Origin of the sequence: Nocardia sp. NPDC004168, assembly GCF_040610355.1 — a bacterium.
Lineage (GTDB): Bacteria > Actinomycetota > Actinomycetes > Mycobacteriales > Mycobacteriaceae > Nocardia > Nocardia sichangensis.
On the sequence record NZ_JBEXME010000004.1, the window covers coordinates 407,805 to 421,935 of the forward strand.

17 protein-coding genes are annotated in these 14,131 nt (G+C 67.6%); 10 read left to right on the forward strand and 7 right to left on the reverse strand.

The window, feature by feature from the left end:
- Positions 1-49: 49 nt before the first annotated feature.
- From ABZW96_RS11285 to ABZW96_RS11300, 4 genes are all read left to right on the forward strand, one after another.
- A complete protein-coding gene (locus ABZW96_RS11285; protein ID WP_355073567.1) occupies positions 50-1,009 on the forward strand; it encodes an RNA polymerase sigma-70 factor in 960 nt (319 codons plus the stop codon).
- Between the two features lie 29 nt (positions 1,010-1,038).
- Positions 1,039-2,082: a hypothetical protein gene (locus ABZW96_RS11290; protein WP_355073569.1), complete on the forward strand. Its 1,044-nt coding sequence runs from the start codon at positions 1,039-1,041 to the stop codon at positions 2,080-2,082.
- 316 nt (positions 2,083-2,398) lie between these two features.
- Complete coding sequence (locus tag ABZW96_RS11295) at positions 2,399-3,085, forward strand: TetR family transcriptional regulator (protein ID WP_355073571.1); 687 nt, start codon at positions 2,399-2,401, stop codon at positions 3,083-3,085.
- 167 nt (positions 3,086-3,252) lie between these two features.
- Positions 3,253-4,410, forward strand: coding sequence for an acyl-CoA dehydrogenase (locus ABZW96_RS11300; protein ID WP_355073573.1), 1,158 nt, complete (start codon positions 3,253-3,255; stop codon positions 4,408-4,410).
- 338 nt (positions 4,411-4,748) lie between these two features.
- Here the strand turns inward: ABZW96_RS11300 and ABZW96_RS11305 are convergent, their stop codons facing one another.
- Both ABZW96_RS11305 and ABZW96_RS11310 read right to left on the reverse strand, forming a co-directional pair.
- Positions 4,749-4,970 carry a hypothetical protein gene (locus tag ABZW96_RS11305; protein WP_355073575.1) on the reverse strand — a complete coding sequence of 74 codons (222 nt, stop codon included), beginning with the start codon at positions 4,968-4,970 and terminating at the stop codon, positions 4,749-4,751.
- Complete coding sequence (locus tag ABZW96_RS11310) at positions 4,963-5,373, reverse strand: DNA-directed RNA polymerase subunit beta (RefSeq protein WP_355073577.1); 411 nt, start codon at positions 5,371-5,373, stop codon at positions 4,963-4,965. Before ABZW96_RS11310 ends, ABZW96_RS11305 begins: the two co-directional genes overlap by 8 nt.
- Positions 5,374-5,549: 176 nt before the next feature.
- On the opposite strand from ABZW96_RS11310, the gene ABZW96_RS11315 reads away from it, so the two are divergent.
- Together ABZW96_RS11315 and ABZW96_RS11320 are read left to right on the forward strand one after the other, a co-directional pair.
- Positions 5,550-6,602, forward strand: coding sequence for a helix-turn-helix transcriptional regulator (locus ABZW96_RS11315; protein ID WP_355073579.1), 1,053 nt, complete (start codon positions 5,550-5,552; stop codon positions 6,600-6,602).
- On the forward strand, positions 6,599-6,805 hold the full coding sequence (locus ABZW96_RS11320; RefSeq protein WP_355073581.1) for a DUF397 domain-containing protein: 207 nt from the start codon (positions 6,599-6,601) through the stop codon (positions 6,803-6,805). The genes ABZW96_RS11315 and ABZW96_RS11320 overlap by 4 nt, the downstream gene beginning before the upstream one ends.
- A 103-nt stretch (positions 6,806-6,908) precedes the next feature.
- Here the strand turns inward: ABZW96_RS11320 and ABZW96_RS11325 are convergent, their stop codons facing one another.
- Positions 6,909-7,193, reverse strand: a complete 285-nt coding sequence (locus ABZW96_RS11325; protein WP_355073583.1) for a GNAT family N-acetyltransferase — start codon at positions 7,191-7,193, stop codon at positions 6,909-6,911.
- Positions 7,194-7,239: 46 nt separating this feature from the next.
- Entirely contained in the window at positions 7,240-8,598 is a 1,359-nt protein-coding gene (locus tag ABZW96_RS11330) for an FAD-linked oxidase C-terminal domain-containing protein (protein WP_355073585.1), read from the reverse strand.
- A gap of 225 nt (positions 8,599-8,823) precedes the next feature.
- Between ABZW96_RS11330 and ABZW96_RS11335 the strand changes: the two genes are divergently transcribed.
- Both ABZW96_RS11335 and ABZW96_RS11340 read left to right on the forward strand, forming a co-directional pair.
- Positions 8,824-9,153, forward strand: coding sequence for a hypothetical protein (locus ABZW96_RS11335; RefSeq protein WP_355073587.1), 330 nt, complete (start codon positions 8,824-8,826; stop codon positions 9,151-9,153).
- Between the two features lie 60 nt (positions 9,154-9,213).
- A complete protein-coding gene (locus ABZW96_RS11340) occupies positions 9,214-9,723 on the forward strand; it encodes a GtrA family protein (protein WP_355073589.1) in 510 nt (169 codons plus the stop codon).
- 509 nt (positions 9,724-10,232) lie between these two features.
- Here ABZW96_RS11340 and ABZW96_RS11345 read toward each other — a convergent pair.
- The 3 genes from ABZW96_RS11345 to ABZW96_RS11355 are packed head-to-tail and all read right to left on the reverse strand — an operon-like array spanning position 10,233 to position 12,188.
- Positions 10,233-10,886, reverse strand: coding sequence for a Type 1 glutamine amidotransferase-like domain-containing protein (locus ABZW96_RS11345; protein WP_355073591.1), 654 nt, complete (start codon positions 10,884-10,886; stop codon positions 10,233-10,235).
- Between the two features lie 7 nt (positions 10,887-10,893).
- Positions 10,894-11,730 carry a maleylpyruvate isomerase family mycothiol-dependent enzyme gene (locus tag ABZW96_RS11350; protein WP_355073593.1) on the reverse strand — a complete coding sequence of 279 codons (837 nt, stop codon included), beginning with the start codon at positions 11,728-11,730 and terminating at the stop codon, positions 10,894-10,896.
- Entirely contained in the window at positions 11,727-12,188 is a 462-nt protein-coding gene (locus ABZW96_RS11355; protein ID WP_355073595.1) for an HIT family protein, read from the reverse strand. The genes ABZW96_RS11350 and ABZW96_RS11355 overlap by 4 nt, the downstream gene beginning before the upstream one ends.
- 406 nt (positions 12,189-12,594) lie before the next feature.
- On the opposite strand from ABZW96_RS11355, the gene ABZW96_RS11360 reads away from it, so the two are divergent.
- Positions 12,595-13,800, forward strand: a complete 1,206-nt coding sequence (locus ABZW96_RS11360; protein WP_355073597.1) for a Re/Si-specific NAD(P)(+) transhydrogenase subunit alpha — start codon at positions 12,595-12,597, stop codon at positions 13,798-13,800.
- Positions 13,800-14,114, forward strand: a complete 315-nt coding sequence (locus tag ABZW96_RS11365; protein ID WP_063023007.1) for an NAD(P) transhydrogenase subunit alpha — start codon at positions 13,800-13,802, stop codon at positions 14,112-14,114. Before ABZW96_RS11360 ends, ABZW96_RS11365 begins: the two co-directional genes overlap by 1 nt.
- Positions 14,115-14,131: the final 17 nt, after the last annotated feature.

A 14,131-nucleotide genomic window follows, 5' to 3' on the forward strand; every position in this document is an offset into this window, starting at 1 on the left:
GACGATCCAGCGAGTCGGATCGAATGTCTGAGCAACAGAAGAGGACCTCATGGAAGCAGCCAGTGGAGCCGATGAGAAACGGTGGACCGACCAGAAGGCAGAAGGCCGGGACGGCGGCGACCACACCGCCGCGACGGCGACCGAGACGTTCCTCGCCCACCGCAACCTGCTGTTCACCGTCGCCTACGAAATGCTGGGATCGGTGGCCGACGCCGACGACGTCTTGCAGGAGACCTGGTTGCGCTGGGTCGGCGTCGACGCGGCGCACGTCACCGAGCCGCGCGCCTACCTGGTCCGGATCACCACCCGGCAAGCGCTCAACCGGCTGCGCTCGGTGAAGCGCCGCAGGGAGGCATACGTGGGCTCCTGGCTGCCGGAGCCGCTGCTCACCACACCGGATGTGGCCGCAGACGTCGAGCTCGCCGAAAGCGTGTCGATGGCGCTGATGCTCGTGCTCGAGACATTGACCCCGACCGAACGGGCTGTGTTCGTGCTGCGCGAAGCTTTCGGGTTCGGCTACGACGAGATCGCGGCCGCGGTCGACAAGACGCCCGCCGCCGTCCACCAGATCGCCCACCGCGCCCGTCGCCACGTGGAAGCTCGCCGTCCACGCCGCTCGGTCACGGCGCGCCAGGCCGAGGCGGCTGCCGAGGCGTTCCGGCGCGCGCTCGAGACTCGCGACGTGCAAGGACTGCTCGCCGTGCTCGCCCCCGACGTCGTCGCCATCAGCGACGGCGGAGGTATCAAACAGGCCACGCCACGGCCGGTCTTCGGCGCCGAAAAGGTGGCGCGCTTCATCGTCGGCGGCCTCACCAAGCACGATGTCGCGCTCACCGTCGAATCGACCACGGTCAACGGCTGCCCCGCACTGGCTCTGCGCATGGACGGCGAACTGGACGGCGTCCTCGCGATGCGCGTCGAGGACACCCGTATCACCGGCCTCTACTACGTGCGCAACCCGCAGAAACTGACCCACGTCGATTCGCAGACCCCGCTCACCCTGCGATGAACACCGACCCCACCGTTCGAGGAGTAGACATGACCACGCTGGCACCGCTCGCCGACACTTTCCCGTCGCGATGGCCGACGGTGGCCGCAGCGGTTGCCCTGCTCACGGCGATCGTCAGCGTGCTGCTCGTCGCCTTCGCCTGGCCGTCGGCGCGGTCGTCGGTACACGATGTGCCGATCGCCGTCGCCGGTCCGGCCACCGCGGTCGCCCAGGTCCGCACGGCACTCGAGCAACGGCTGCCGGGCGGCTTCGAGACCACCGAGGTCCCCGACACCGCGGCCGCGGAAACGCTGATTCGCGACCGGCGGGTGTACGGGGCGATCGCCGTCGGCTCCGGTGCTCCCGAGGTCATCGTCGCCTCCGCCGCGAGCACCGCGGTCGCCCAGACCTTGCAGGGCATCGCGAGCGGCCTCGCGCAGGAGGGCAAGCCCGGCACGGCGGCCCGCGACCTCGCCGCCCTGCCCGCCGACGACCCGCGCGGCGCTGGCTTGTCGGCAGGCGCCCTGCCTCTGGTCATGGGCGGTCTGCTGGCCGCGGTCCTGCTGACCCGGCTCGTGCGCGGCACCGCCCGTCGGCTCACCGGAGCGCTCGCCTTCGCGGTCACCGGCGGCCTGGCCGTCGCCGCGATCCTGCAGTTCTGGCTCGGCTCGCTCAGCGGCTCCTACCTCGCCAACTCCGGCGCCGTCGCTTTGTCCATCGCGGCCACCGCTGCGGCCGTCCTCGGGCTGGAGGCGCTGCTCGGATACGCCGGGATCGGAATCGGCGCCGTGCTCATGATGCTCATCGGTAACCCGCTCTCGGGTACCGCGACCGCACCCGAAATGCTGCCCGGCTGGTCCGGCGCGCTCGGCCAGCTGCTGCCGCCCGGTGCCGGTGGCCGGTTGCTGCGATCCACTGCCTTCTTCGACGGTCGAGGGGCCACCCACGCCGTCCTCGTCCTGCTGGCCTGGCTCGCGCTCGGCGTCACGCTGTGCCTGGTCAGCGGGCTGCGCGCACGCCGTGCCGGCACCGGCGCGGCGGGACTTCGGGGTACCGCAACACCGGCCGACATGTCGGCGACCCTCGGCAGCTGACCGGATGAAGGGGCATGCTTCCGCACGCTGATCGGGCTGTGCGCGGACGAACAGGGTGTTCGCACCCAGCGCACCCAGCAGGGGCAGCCCGGCGACGCGATCGGCCGGGAATCCAGCACGGCAGCGTTGCGGCAACGCGCGTCGCACGCCCTGGTCACCGCGACGATCGCGGCAACGCCGGTTGGGAGCACGGTCGGTCTCGCCGAGCCGCGGCAACTGCGGTCGAGCCCCGTCGACCTGGTGATACGGCGGCGGACCGCGAAAGCTTCCGGTGTCGGGGACTCGCGCTCTCGGCCGCTGACTACGGTGTGAGGTCGTGACTACAGGGGATATCGCTCGAACGCGGGGAGGCGACGACACCGCGCATTTTCGGCTCACGGTGGTGGATCAGGCGCTGCGGTTGTTCGCCGAGAAGGGGTATGAGGCGACGACCGTCGACGAGATCGCGGAGGCGGCCGGCATCTCCCGGCGCACGTTCTTCCGGCAGTTCCGGTCGAAAGAGGACGTGATCTTCGCCGACCACGAGTCCCAGCTGGCACAAGCGGAGGAGTTCCTAGCCGCCTCGCGAGAGGACCCGTGGGAGGCGGTGTGCTCGGCGGTGGTGCAGGTGTTCGAGCGGTTCACGCAGTGGCGGGAGATCGCGGCGCGGCGTTACCAGGTGGTCCGGCGGGTGCCCGCGCTGCGGGAGCGCGAGATCGTCACGGTGTTCCGCTATGAACGGTTGTTCACCGACTACCTGCGTGAGCGGCTGCCCGACGTTCCCGATCTGGCCCGGGTGCAGTTCACCGCCGCGGTGACGGCGACACACAACTATCTGCTGCGCCGCATGGTGCGCGGCGAGTCGGACGCGGGCGCCGCGGACCTGCGGATGGAGCTGGCCGCCATCCCGCGCGGCGCCGGGCGTACCGCGAGCGCGGACGAGCTGGTCGTCGCGGTGTTTCCCCGTGACGTCGCGCCGAAGCAGATCGCGGACCTGCTGGTCCGCAAGCTCGGCAACCTGTAGAACCGGATCGAAGTGCGACCGATCTGACACTGAGTGCCACGTCATCTCCCCACGTAATCGGCGTCCATATGGGTATACTCGATTCATATATGGCACTGAGTGCCGAGATGCTGCTTTTGTTCGACGGAAAGCGGCGCCGACCACCGACGATCAGGAGTGAAGGCCCCATGGCGGGAAACCCCGATTTCGATCTGTTCAAGCTCGAGGACTTCCACGACGAACTACGCGAAGCGATCCGCGCCCTCGCGGAGAAGGAGATCGCCCCGCACGCGAAGGACGTCGACGGCAACTCCCGCTTCCCGGAGGAGGCGCTGACCGCGCTCAACGCCTCCGGCTTCAACGCCGTGCACGTCCCCGAGGCCTACGGCGGCCAGGGCGCCGACTCGGTGGCCACCTGCATCGTGATCGAAGAGGTCGCGCGCGTCTGCGGTTCGTCCTCGCTGATCCCCGCCGTCAACAAGCTCGGCACCATGGGCCTGATCCTGAACGGCTCCGAGGAGCTGAAGCAGAAGGTGCTGCCGGACATCGTCAACGGCGAGATGGCCTCCTACGCGCTGTCCGAGCGCGAGGCGGGCTCCGACGCGGCAGGCATGCGCACCCGGGCCAAGCAGGAGGGTGACGACTGGATCATCAACGGCTCCAAGTGCTGGATCACCAACGGCGGCAAGTCCTCCTGGTACACCGTGATGGCGGTGACCGACGCGGACAAGGGCGCCAACGGCATCTCGGCCTTCCTGGTGCACAAGGACGACGAGGGCTTCGTGGTCGGCCCGCTGGAACACAAGCTCGGCATCAAGGGCTCGCCCACCGCCGAGCTGTACTTCGAGAACTGCCGGGTGCCGGGTGACCGCATCGTCGGCGAGCCGGGCACCGGCTTCAAGACCGCGCTGCAGACCCTCGACCACACTCGCCCCACCATCGGCGCGCAGGCCGTCGGCCTGGCCCAGGGCGCACTGGACGCGGCCATCGCCTACACCAAGGACCGTAAGCAGTTCGGCAAGTCGATCGCCGACTTCCAGAACACCCAGTTCATGCTCGCCGACATGGCGATGAAGATCGAGGCCGCCCGCCTCATGGTGTACACCTCGGCCGCCCGTGCCGAGCGCGGCGAGAAGAACCTCGGCTTCATCTCCGCCGCCGCCAAGTGCTTCGCCTCCGACGTCGCCATGGAGGTCACCACCAACGCCGTCCAGCTGTTCGGTGGCGCCGGTTACACCACCGACTTCCCGGTGGAGCGGATGATGCGCGACGCCAAGATCACTCAGATCTACGAGGGCACCAACCAGATCCAGCGCCTGGTGATGAGCCGCGCCCTGCTCAAGTGAGGTTGTTGTAGATCGCCGGATGTTCGGGCGCGCCTGAAACCGTCTCTCGAGACGTCGAGGCATAAGCCGCCCGAACATCCTGTCGATCACACCGCGCGCCCGCTGTCGGCTCGACGGCACCGAATAGGTGCGCACCTGAAACCCGGATCACCGGGACGTCCCGATGCCTGCGCTTCGCCAGGGCCCGGAGTCAGCCCCATCCCAGGCGCGCCCCTCTCGAAGCGATGCAGCCACGAGTGGCGCATGGTTGCGGCAAAACGCGAGTGACCCTCTCGCTGGTGTGCCACTCGTGGACCTATGTCGCGGACTTTGCCGAGGCGACGTCGTTGGGGGCGCTGTCAGGGCTCCAGGTAGAGGCGTTCGCACGGGAGTCTGGGGTAGTCGTCGGTGGTGTCTGTGGATACTTCCACTGCGTCGTGCCAGTGCCGGGTCCGCCATTCCTGGACGAAAAGGCATGCGGCCGTTACGCAGGCGACGAAGTCCAGGCGGGCTCCGTGCCAGAACACCGACAGGTGCACATCCGGCTCCGACGGGATCGGGGAGACTGCGCGGTCAGGCATATGCGATCACCCGTCGACCGCGCGCGAGCTTCGCGGCCACGCAATGGCGGATCGCCGCGACGACCACGCAGCCGGAAGGGCGAAATGCCGTGTCCGGGCGTAGTATCCACGCGCGGAACTTGGTCCCTCGGTCGGCAGGGCTCGGCAGCGCGATCATGCCGCCGTAGCGGATGATGGACACGTTCAAGCGGAACATCTCGGCGAACAGCGGCACGTCGTCCGGTAGGTCCGGCCGGATGATGAACGTCCACCGCTTCGAGCGTGGATGCGACAGGATCGGCCCCAGCTCGTGGCCGTGGTCCTGCATCCACACCTTCACGTGCTGTCCCAGTACAGCGGGCATGGTTATGCCCCAGACCATTCCGGTGCGGACGATGATCCGCCCGATCTGGGGAGGGTCCACGACCGCGGGGAGTCCGCATACCTGGCGGTAGTAGTGACAGCGAGACAACGGCGTGTCTCCAAACGCTATGTGGCGCAACGAGACCTCTGCTTCATCGAAGGGGTTCAGGGTGCGCCCATAGCTCTGGTGATCCCTGGTCGGTAGCCGTGCGGGGAGCGAATTACTTTGCGGTGCGAGTGTTTCCGTCGTCCCCTGCCGGGCGCACGATCAGCGAACCACTGGACCTGTCCGATGAACTAGGTAAAGATGAGATCTCATCAGCTCGACCAGCACGTTTTTCATTCTGCAATGAGAATCGGCCCGGAGATGAGAATCCCGGGTCGCCCGGAGTGGACAGGAATCGCATGGCCGAAAGTGGTGGCTCGACCCTGCCTCGTCGTCAGCTGGGCAGGCATCTGCGAAACGGACGGGAAGCGGCGGGATTGACGTTGGCCGACGTCGGCGAACGGATGCAGTGGAGCGTCAGCACCGTTCAGCGGATGGAAGTCGGCAAGACCGAGCGCATTCGCACCGTCGATGTGGAGGCGCTGTGCAAGATCTACGACTTCACCGAGGAGTACACGAACGCACTGGTCGGGCTGGCGAAGCAGGCGAGCGTGAAGTCGTGGTGGCATGAGTTCGGCGACCTGATCCCCGAGAACTTCGATGTGTTCGTGGATCTGGAGGCCACTTCACGGTCGCTGACCTGGTACGAACCGGAACTGGTGCCGGGGATCTTCCAGACCCCTGCGTACGCGAGCGGATTGATTCGCGCTGTCTACCCGGATGACACCGCGTTGGAACACGAGCGTCGGGTCCATCTCAGGCGCAAACGCCAAGCACTGATAACACGCAAAACAAAGCCCGTAAACGTGAACGCAATACTTCGCGAGTCCGTGCTGCGCGGGATGGTCGGCGACGACCGAGTCATGTCCGCCCAGCTCCGTCATCTCGTGGATCTCATGGGTTTGCCCAACGTCACGATCCGAGTGCTTCCCTTCTCGGCCGGATTCCCCATGGGTGTGGCCGTCGGTCCGTTCGTGATCCTGAAGTCCGGGGGAGACGGCAAACGGCAGCCGAAGGAGCCTACTGTTGTCTACGTCGAGAGCTTCACAGGCGATCTGTACCTGGAGAAGCTCGGCGCTGTGAACCGGTATGTCGATGCCTACCGGCAGCTCGAGCGAGCGGCGCTGGACCCGGATCAGAGCAGGAATCTGCTCCGGCAGATGGCAAGGGAGTACGCACTGTGAATTACGACTTCTCCGAGGCGAAGTGGTTCAAAAGCAGCCGAAGCGGTGGCGACAAAGCGTGCGTCGAGGTCGCTTTCCTCGCGGGAGGCCGTGTCGGCGTACGCGACTCGAAGAACCCGACCGGCCCAGCGCTGGTCTTCACGCCCGGCGAGTGGAACACCTTCACCACTGGCATCACCGCCGGAGACTTCAAGCGACCCTGAACCCACCATCAGCCCGCTGGCACACTTTCGCGAGTGGCACATGGCTGTGGCAAAACGCGAGTAGACCTCTCGGTGGTGTGCCACTCGCGGCGCTCGGGTGTGTTTACTTCACCAAGTCGGCGTATTCGCTGTGTTGGGTGATGTACTGCTCTACGTACCAGCAGGTGGGGATGACCGAGAAACCCGCTGTGCGGGAGTCTTTGAGGGCGTATTCGACGACTTGGGCGGCTACGCCTCGGCCTCGGAATTCGGGGAAGGTCAGGGTGTGGTGGAAGTCGCGGACCTTGGGGTTTTCGCGTTCGGCGTAGTCGGCGTACCCGGCTAGGGTGTCGTCGATGTAGATCTCGAAACGGGTATCGGCGACGTTGTGTTCGAGCCTGGTCGTCATGTCGGGGTAGAACTCCTTGTGCGTGGGGAATGTTCCGTCGCGGTGGTTACAGGATCGTGCCGGGGTTGAGGATGCCGTCGGGGTCGAGGGCGTCCTTGATGCGGCGGGTCAGGGCCATGACGTCGGGGCCGAGTTGGTCGGGCAGCCATGCCTTCTTCAATCGTCCGACGCCGTGTTCACCGGTGATGGTGCCGCCGAGGGCGATGGCGAGGTCCATGATCTCGCCGAAGGCGCGGTTCGCTCGCGCGGTGTGGTCGGCGTCGGTGGGGTCGTGCACGATCAGCGGGTGGGTGTTGCCGTCGCCCGCGTGCGCGATCACCGACACTGTGACCTCGTTGCGCTCGGCGATTTCGGCGACGCCGCTCACCAAGTCGCCGAGCCGGGGCAGCGGAACGCCGACGTCCTCGAGCAGCAGCGGCCCGAGCTTCTCCACGGCCGGGATCGCCAGACGTCGGGCGGCCGTGAACGCTTCACCCTCGGCCGGGTCCTCGGTGTGGAAAACCTCTGTCGCTCCTGCTTTCTCGCAGGCCGCCGCCATGATCTCGGCCTCGCGGTGGGCGAATTCGCCGGGGGCGTCGGAGCGCGCGACCAGCAGCGCGGCCGCCTTCCGGTCCAACCCCATCCGCAGCTCGTCCTCCACGGCGTTGATCGACACCGAGTCCATGAACTCGAGCATCGACGGGCGCAGTTCGCCGGTGATGGTCAGGATGGCCTCGGTGGCGGCGGTGAGCGTGGCGAAACTGGCGACGACCGTGCTCTGCGGCGGTTGGGCGGGCAGCAGCCGAAGCGTCAGCTCGGTGATCACGCCCAGCGTGCCCTCGCTGCCGACGAACAGCTTGGTCAGCGACAGCCCGGCCGAGTCCTTCAAACGCGGACCGCCGAGCCGCACGACGGTGCCGTCGGCGAGCACGACCTGCATGCCGAGCACGTAGTCTGTGGTGACGCCGTACTTCACACAGCACAGGCCGCCCGCGTTGGTCGCGGCGTTGCCGCCGATCGAGCAGATCTCGAACGACGACGGGTCCGGCGGATACCACAGCCCGTGCTCCGCGACCGCGCGCTTGACCTCGGCGTTCAGCAGGCCGGGCTGCACCACGGCGGTCCGGGTCACCGGGTCGACGGAGATTTCCCGCATCCGCTCGGTGGTCAGCACGATCGCTCCGTCGACGGCCGTCGCGCCGCCGGACAACCCGGACCCGGCACCGCGAGGAATCACCGGGACGCGATGCGCGCTGGCCCACCGCAGCGTCGCGGCCACGTCGTCGGTGCTGGTGGCGCGCACCACGGCCAGGGCGGTGCCCGCGCCGGGATCGCGCGCCCAGTCCTGGCGGTAGCTCGCCAGCAGGTCGACGTCGGTGAGCACCGCGCCGTCGGGGAGGGCGGCGATCAAGTCATGCAGGTCCACCACCTCACGCTAGCTCCCCGTGCCCGATATTTGCTGATCGGTCGACCGTGCGTGTGTGGCGAACGGACGGCCTGGAATGTGATGTCAGCCGCCACAGTGGTATTACCGCCTACGGGAGACCAGAATGCCGACAGGGGCTTGACTGTTCGGGGCATCGAGTTCTCCTGGCGTCGCCACGTCGTGGCGCCGGCAGTCCATGCGGTTCGCCGCGGAGCACTTGGAGGGATGGAACGGATGCAGGGCGAGCAACCGAGTCGCCGGGAACTGGTCGCCGCGATGTTCTCCAGCGAGTTCGTCGAGGATGGTATAGACCCCGACGTGCTGCGCCGGGTGCACGCGGGCGAGCACGAGGAATGGCTGACCGCGCTGGACCGCTCCGGTGTCTTCGACAAGGAGACGTGCGCCGAGCTGGCCGATCTCTGGCGGCGCGAGCCCCGCGAGTTGCTGGAGGCGCTGCTGGCGGACGCGGACGATGTCGCGCGACGGCGATGCCTGGCGGCATGGGCGAGCCTGGACCACGCCGCGGACGACCCGGGCCAGGCGCAGATCGGCTGAGCCACCCGGCGGTCGCCGCCCGCTCATCTGCCGGACATCTGCCGCTGGCACGCTGGTCGCGTGCACGAGCTGTCCGAGACCGCCGACACCATCGCCGACCGGTTCACCCGCTGGTGCGAGTCGGTCGTGCACCGGCTGCCGTTCGGGCTGAACCGTCTCGTCCCGCCGACCTTCCTCGGCTTCGCGCTGATCAACAGCGGCACCTTCGCCGCCGACTTGGCGCTGCTCACCGTCCTGCACGGCTGGTTCGAACTGCCGGTGTGGTCGTCGGTGACGGTGGCATACGTGTGCGCGTTCGGGCTCAGCTTCGTGCTCAACCGCACGTTCAACTTCCATTCCCACGCGCCGGTCGGCAGGCAGGCCGCGGTGTACGTCGTGGTGGTGGTGGTCAACTACCTCGCGTTCATCCTGGGCATCGGCAGCGGGCTCACCGCGCTCGGCGTGGAGTACCACGTGTCCCGGTTGCTGGCGGGCGCGTGCGAGGCCGTCTACATGTACAGCGCCATGCGCTGGGTGGTCTTCCGCCGCGCGGTCGAGCCGGAACCGGAGCTGGCTCCCGACGCGATGTGAGGTGTCGGCGGTGGAGATGTGCTGCGGACACCTGTATCGCGACATGAGGAGGCCGCGACCCGGCTGAGTGGCCGCCGGTCTGGACGACTCGCCCTGAATCGACGGACATCGATCGCCGTCGGCTGTCGGACAACGGCTGTGCATCCCATGGGTTGCCACCGCTACCGGTCGCCCAGGGGTCCGTGCGACGACGATCGCCGCTCGGCTGTCGGACACGGCTGTGGGTTATCCCAGCCACCGCTACCGGTCGCCCGGGGGTCGTGCGACGACTATGGCCGCTCGGCTGTCGGACGACGGCTGTGGGTCATCCCAGCCACCGCTGCCGGTCGCCCGGGGTCCGTGCGACGACGATCGTCGAGCCGTCTTCATGTAGGGAATCGGCGTTGGCGCCTGACGTGACGGGCGATCTCAGCGCCGCGAATGTGGCACTCGACCCCGATCTCGACCCTCGGCCGCCTGCAAGGAGAGCATGTTTATCGTCGTGTCGGACAGCGATCCCGAACTAGAGATCACGACGCCACCGGACTGATCAGCACTTCGGTGCGCGCCCCGTCGACGACGATCACGTCGTCGTCGGTCAGCGCCCAGTGCGCGACGCCTTCGGCGCGGTAGCGAGCCGCGAGGCGAGTGCAGTCGCCTTCGGGGTCGGTGGCCGAATCGATGTGCGGCACGATCCTGCGGTTCACCAGACCCAGTCCGTCCCACTGCGGTTCGACGCCGCAGGCGGGAGCGACCTCGGCCGGATCGTCCACCGCATCCAGGCCGTGCAGGTCCGGGGTCAGCACGCAGGCCCCGGCGCTGTAACCGGCGTAGACGAGCGCGTCGGCGGCGAGTAGCCGGGGCAGAACGCGATCCGCGCCGCTGCGGGCGAACTGCGCGCGCAACACGAACGTGTTTCCGCCGCGCACCCACACGAGCGGGAACTCCGCCAGCTTCCGTTCCAGCTCGGCTTCCCGGCGGACGTACTCGCGCAGGTCGAGCACCTCGGGCTGGTAGCCGAGTTTGCGCAGCGGCGCCAGGTCGCTGGTCACCGCACCCGCCCACGCCTGCGGCCAGGCGTCGCAGGCATTGGGGATCAGCGCGACCCGGCCGGGCGGCCCCGCGAGCGTGACGAGGCGGTCGTAGTGCGCGCCGAACCGGTAGCTGGACAGGAACAGTCGCACCGGCGGCTCAGATGGTGAAGGCCAGGTGGCGGACGAGGCGCTGCCCGAGTTCGTCGTCGCCCTCGACGGTGATCTCGCTCGAATGCTCCTCGGCGCTGGTCCGACCGCCGCCGAGACGCACGAAAAGCCGAGAGTCCAAGCCGACCTCGACGGTGGCGGGTCCGTCGAACGCGTCCACGTAGTTCGCCCGGCCCGCCACCTGAATACGCAGGGTTCTGGCCAGCGGACCGGTCAGCGCGAAGGCGATCCGCGCGCCCTCCGGCGCTTCGCCCTTCTTCGCCACCACGCGCGGAATGCCGGCCGCGAACTCGTCGAAGGCCAATTCGCCGCGGGGACCGCCTTCCTCGACCCGCACCCCGAGCGCGTCGGCGATGTCGAGTTCGTGCATCCAGCAGTCGAACAACCGCACCCGCATGAACCTGCCGTAGGTCACCTGCCCGATCGGCGTGACCGTCTCCTTCTCCCATTCGGCGTCGCCCATGGCCGCGAGCGCCGCGCGCCTGCGGTCGATGACGTCGCGATAGAACGCGAGCAGGCGGGCCCCGGACAGCGGGCGCAGCCGGTCGACCCAGATCTCGTTGAGCACCGCGGTCTCGTTGCGCACGTAGGGCAGCGTGCGCACGTCGGTCTTGGCCTTGGTCGGATCGTGCGCGGGCGGCCGGTCACCCAGCAGGAAGGATTCGGTGCCGATGATGTGGGCGACGACGTCGAATACGCTCCAGCCCGGCAGCGACGACGGGGTGCGCCAGTGATCCTCGTCCAGCGGAGCGACCAGCGCGTCGATCGCCTCCCACTGCCGTGACAGCAGGTCGATCAGCGTGGCCCGATCGAACGTCTCGGTCATCCCTCGGTTTCCTTTTCCGGGCTTGTGCCCTCGTTGTCCAATGCCGCGATCCCTTCCCGGATGGCCGCGGCGGTGGATATCGGATCGTGCGGGCGGCGCAGGAGAAAGCCCTTCGCGAATCGCAGCGTGTCGCCGTGTCTGCGCGGGATCACGTGCAGGTGGACGTGCGGAACGGTCTGGAACGCCGCCGTTCCGTCGTTGAGCACCAGATTGGCGCCGTCGGCGGCGAGGCGGCTGCGCCGGATGGCCAGGGCGAGCCGATGACCGGTCCGGAAGATCTGCGCACCGAGCTCGGCGTCGAGGTCCTCCAACTCGGCGGCGTGCCGCTTCGGTATGACCAGCGTGTGCCCGCGGGCGACCGGCCGGACATCGAGAAACGCGCACAGCGTGTCGTCCTCGTACACTTTCGCCGCCGGTGCCTCGCCTGCCACGATGCGGCAGAAGACGCAGTCGTTCACACGCTGGACCATACGGCGTACGAGCCGAGCGGAACACCCCGGATCGCCGATCGGCATGACGCATGTCACTATGCCGCTGTGGGCCGGGCGTCCCACCAGGTGCCCAACCTCGAGGTTGGTAACGAACTTCTCCGTACGGTCTTGCCGTGTTCACCTGCGGAGACCACGATCACACAGCGAAAAGGAAAAACGGTGGACGCCGCTCGGCGGTCGGCGGCTCCCTCGGTGGCGACCGAGGAACTCCGGCGTCCTAGCGCGATCCGTCCGGCGTGTGTGATGGGCATCTCAGCTAGGCTCACGGCGGGCCAGGTACAGTTGCGAAGATTTGGGCGAACTTACTCATCGGTAACATCGTCCGGTCGTCTGCCCGTTGCCTGAAGCTCAGTAAGAGAAGGAAGTCTGACAAGTGGAGACAACGCAGAGCGTAGGCGATCTGTCGCCGCGCGGCGCGCGTGTCGGTGTCGTTCGCGAATCCAACGCGGGCGAGCGACGTGTCGCTTTGGTGCCGAAAATCATTCCGAGCCTGGTGAAACAGGGTGTGGAAGTTGTCGTCGAGCCCGGGGCCGGGAAAGGCGCGCTGATTCCCGACGAAGCCTATGTGGAGGCGGGTGCGTCGATCGGCGATCCGTGGTCGGCGGATGTGGTGGTGAAAGTCGCCCCGCCCAGTGACGCCGAGGTGGGCAAGCTGTCGTCGGGGCAGACGCTGATCGGTTTCCTCGCGCCGCGCAATGCCGAGAATCAGATCGGTGCGCTGAAGTCGGCGGGGGTGCAGGCGTTCGCGGTGGAGGCGATTCCGCGGATCTCGCGTGCGCAGGTGATGGACGCGTTGTCCTCGCAGGCGAATGTGGCGGGTTACAAGGCGGTGTTGCTGGCGGCGTCGGAGTCGACGCGGTTCTTCCCCATGTTGACCACGGCGGCGGGCACGGTGAAGCCGGCGACGGTGCTGGTGCTCGGTGTGGGTGTGGCCGGTCTGCAAGCGCTGGCCACCGCGAAGCGTCTTGGCGGACGGACCACCGGTTACGACGTGCGCCCCGAGGTGGCCGATCAGGTGCGGTCGGTGGGTGCGCAGTGGCTGGATCTGGGCATCGATGCCGCCGGTGAGGGCGGGTACGCCCGTGAGCTCACCGACGAGGAGAAGGCGAAGCAGCAGCAGGCGCTCGAGGACGCGATCAAGGGCTTCGACGTGGTGATCACGACCGCGTTGGTGCCGGGCCGTCCCGCGCCCCGGTTGGTGACCGCGGCCGCGGTGGAAGGTATGAAGCCCGGCAGTGTGATCGTGGACCTGGCGGGAGAGACCGGCGGCAACTGCGAGCTGACCGAGCCGGGTGAGGTCGTGGTGAAGCACGAGGTGACCATCGCCTCGCCGTTGAATCTGCCCGCGACCATGCCCGAGCACGCTTCGGAGTTGTATTCGAAGAACATCGCGGCATTGCTGGAGTTGATGCTGGTGGACGGCAAGCTCGCGCCCGACTTCAGCGACCAGGTGCTGGCGGATTCCTGCGTCACCCGTGAGCCGGACGCGCCCGAGGCGCCTGCCGAGGCGACGGGGGCAGCGGAGTCCGCCGAGGCAGCGGCTGTGTCGGAGCCGACCGAGGCGAAGGTGGAGAACTGATGTATACCGAACTTCTGGCGAATATCGCGATCCTGGTGTTGTCGGGGTTCGTGGGTTTCGCCGTGATCTCCAAAGTCCCGAACACGTTGCACACGCCGTTGATGTCGGGCACCAACGCTATTCACGGCATCGTGGTGCTCGGTGCGCTGGTCACCTTGGGCAACGTGCAGGATCCCTCGATCCTGACCCAGATCATCCTGTTCGTCGCGGTGGTGTTCGGAACCCTGAACGTCATCGGTGGTTTCGTGGTCACCGACCGCATGCTGGGCATGTTCAAGAGCAAGAAGCCCGCTGCTCAGAAGGCCGGTGAATGATGCATACCTTCGACAAC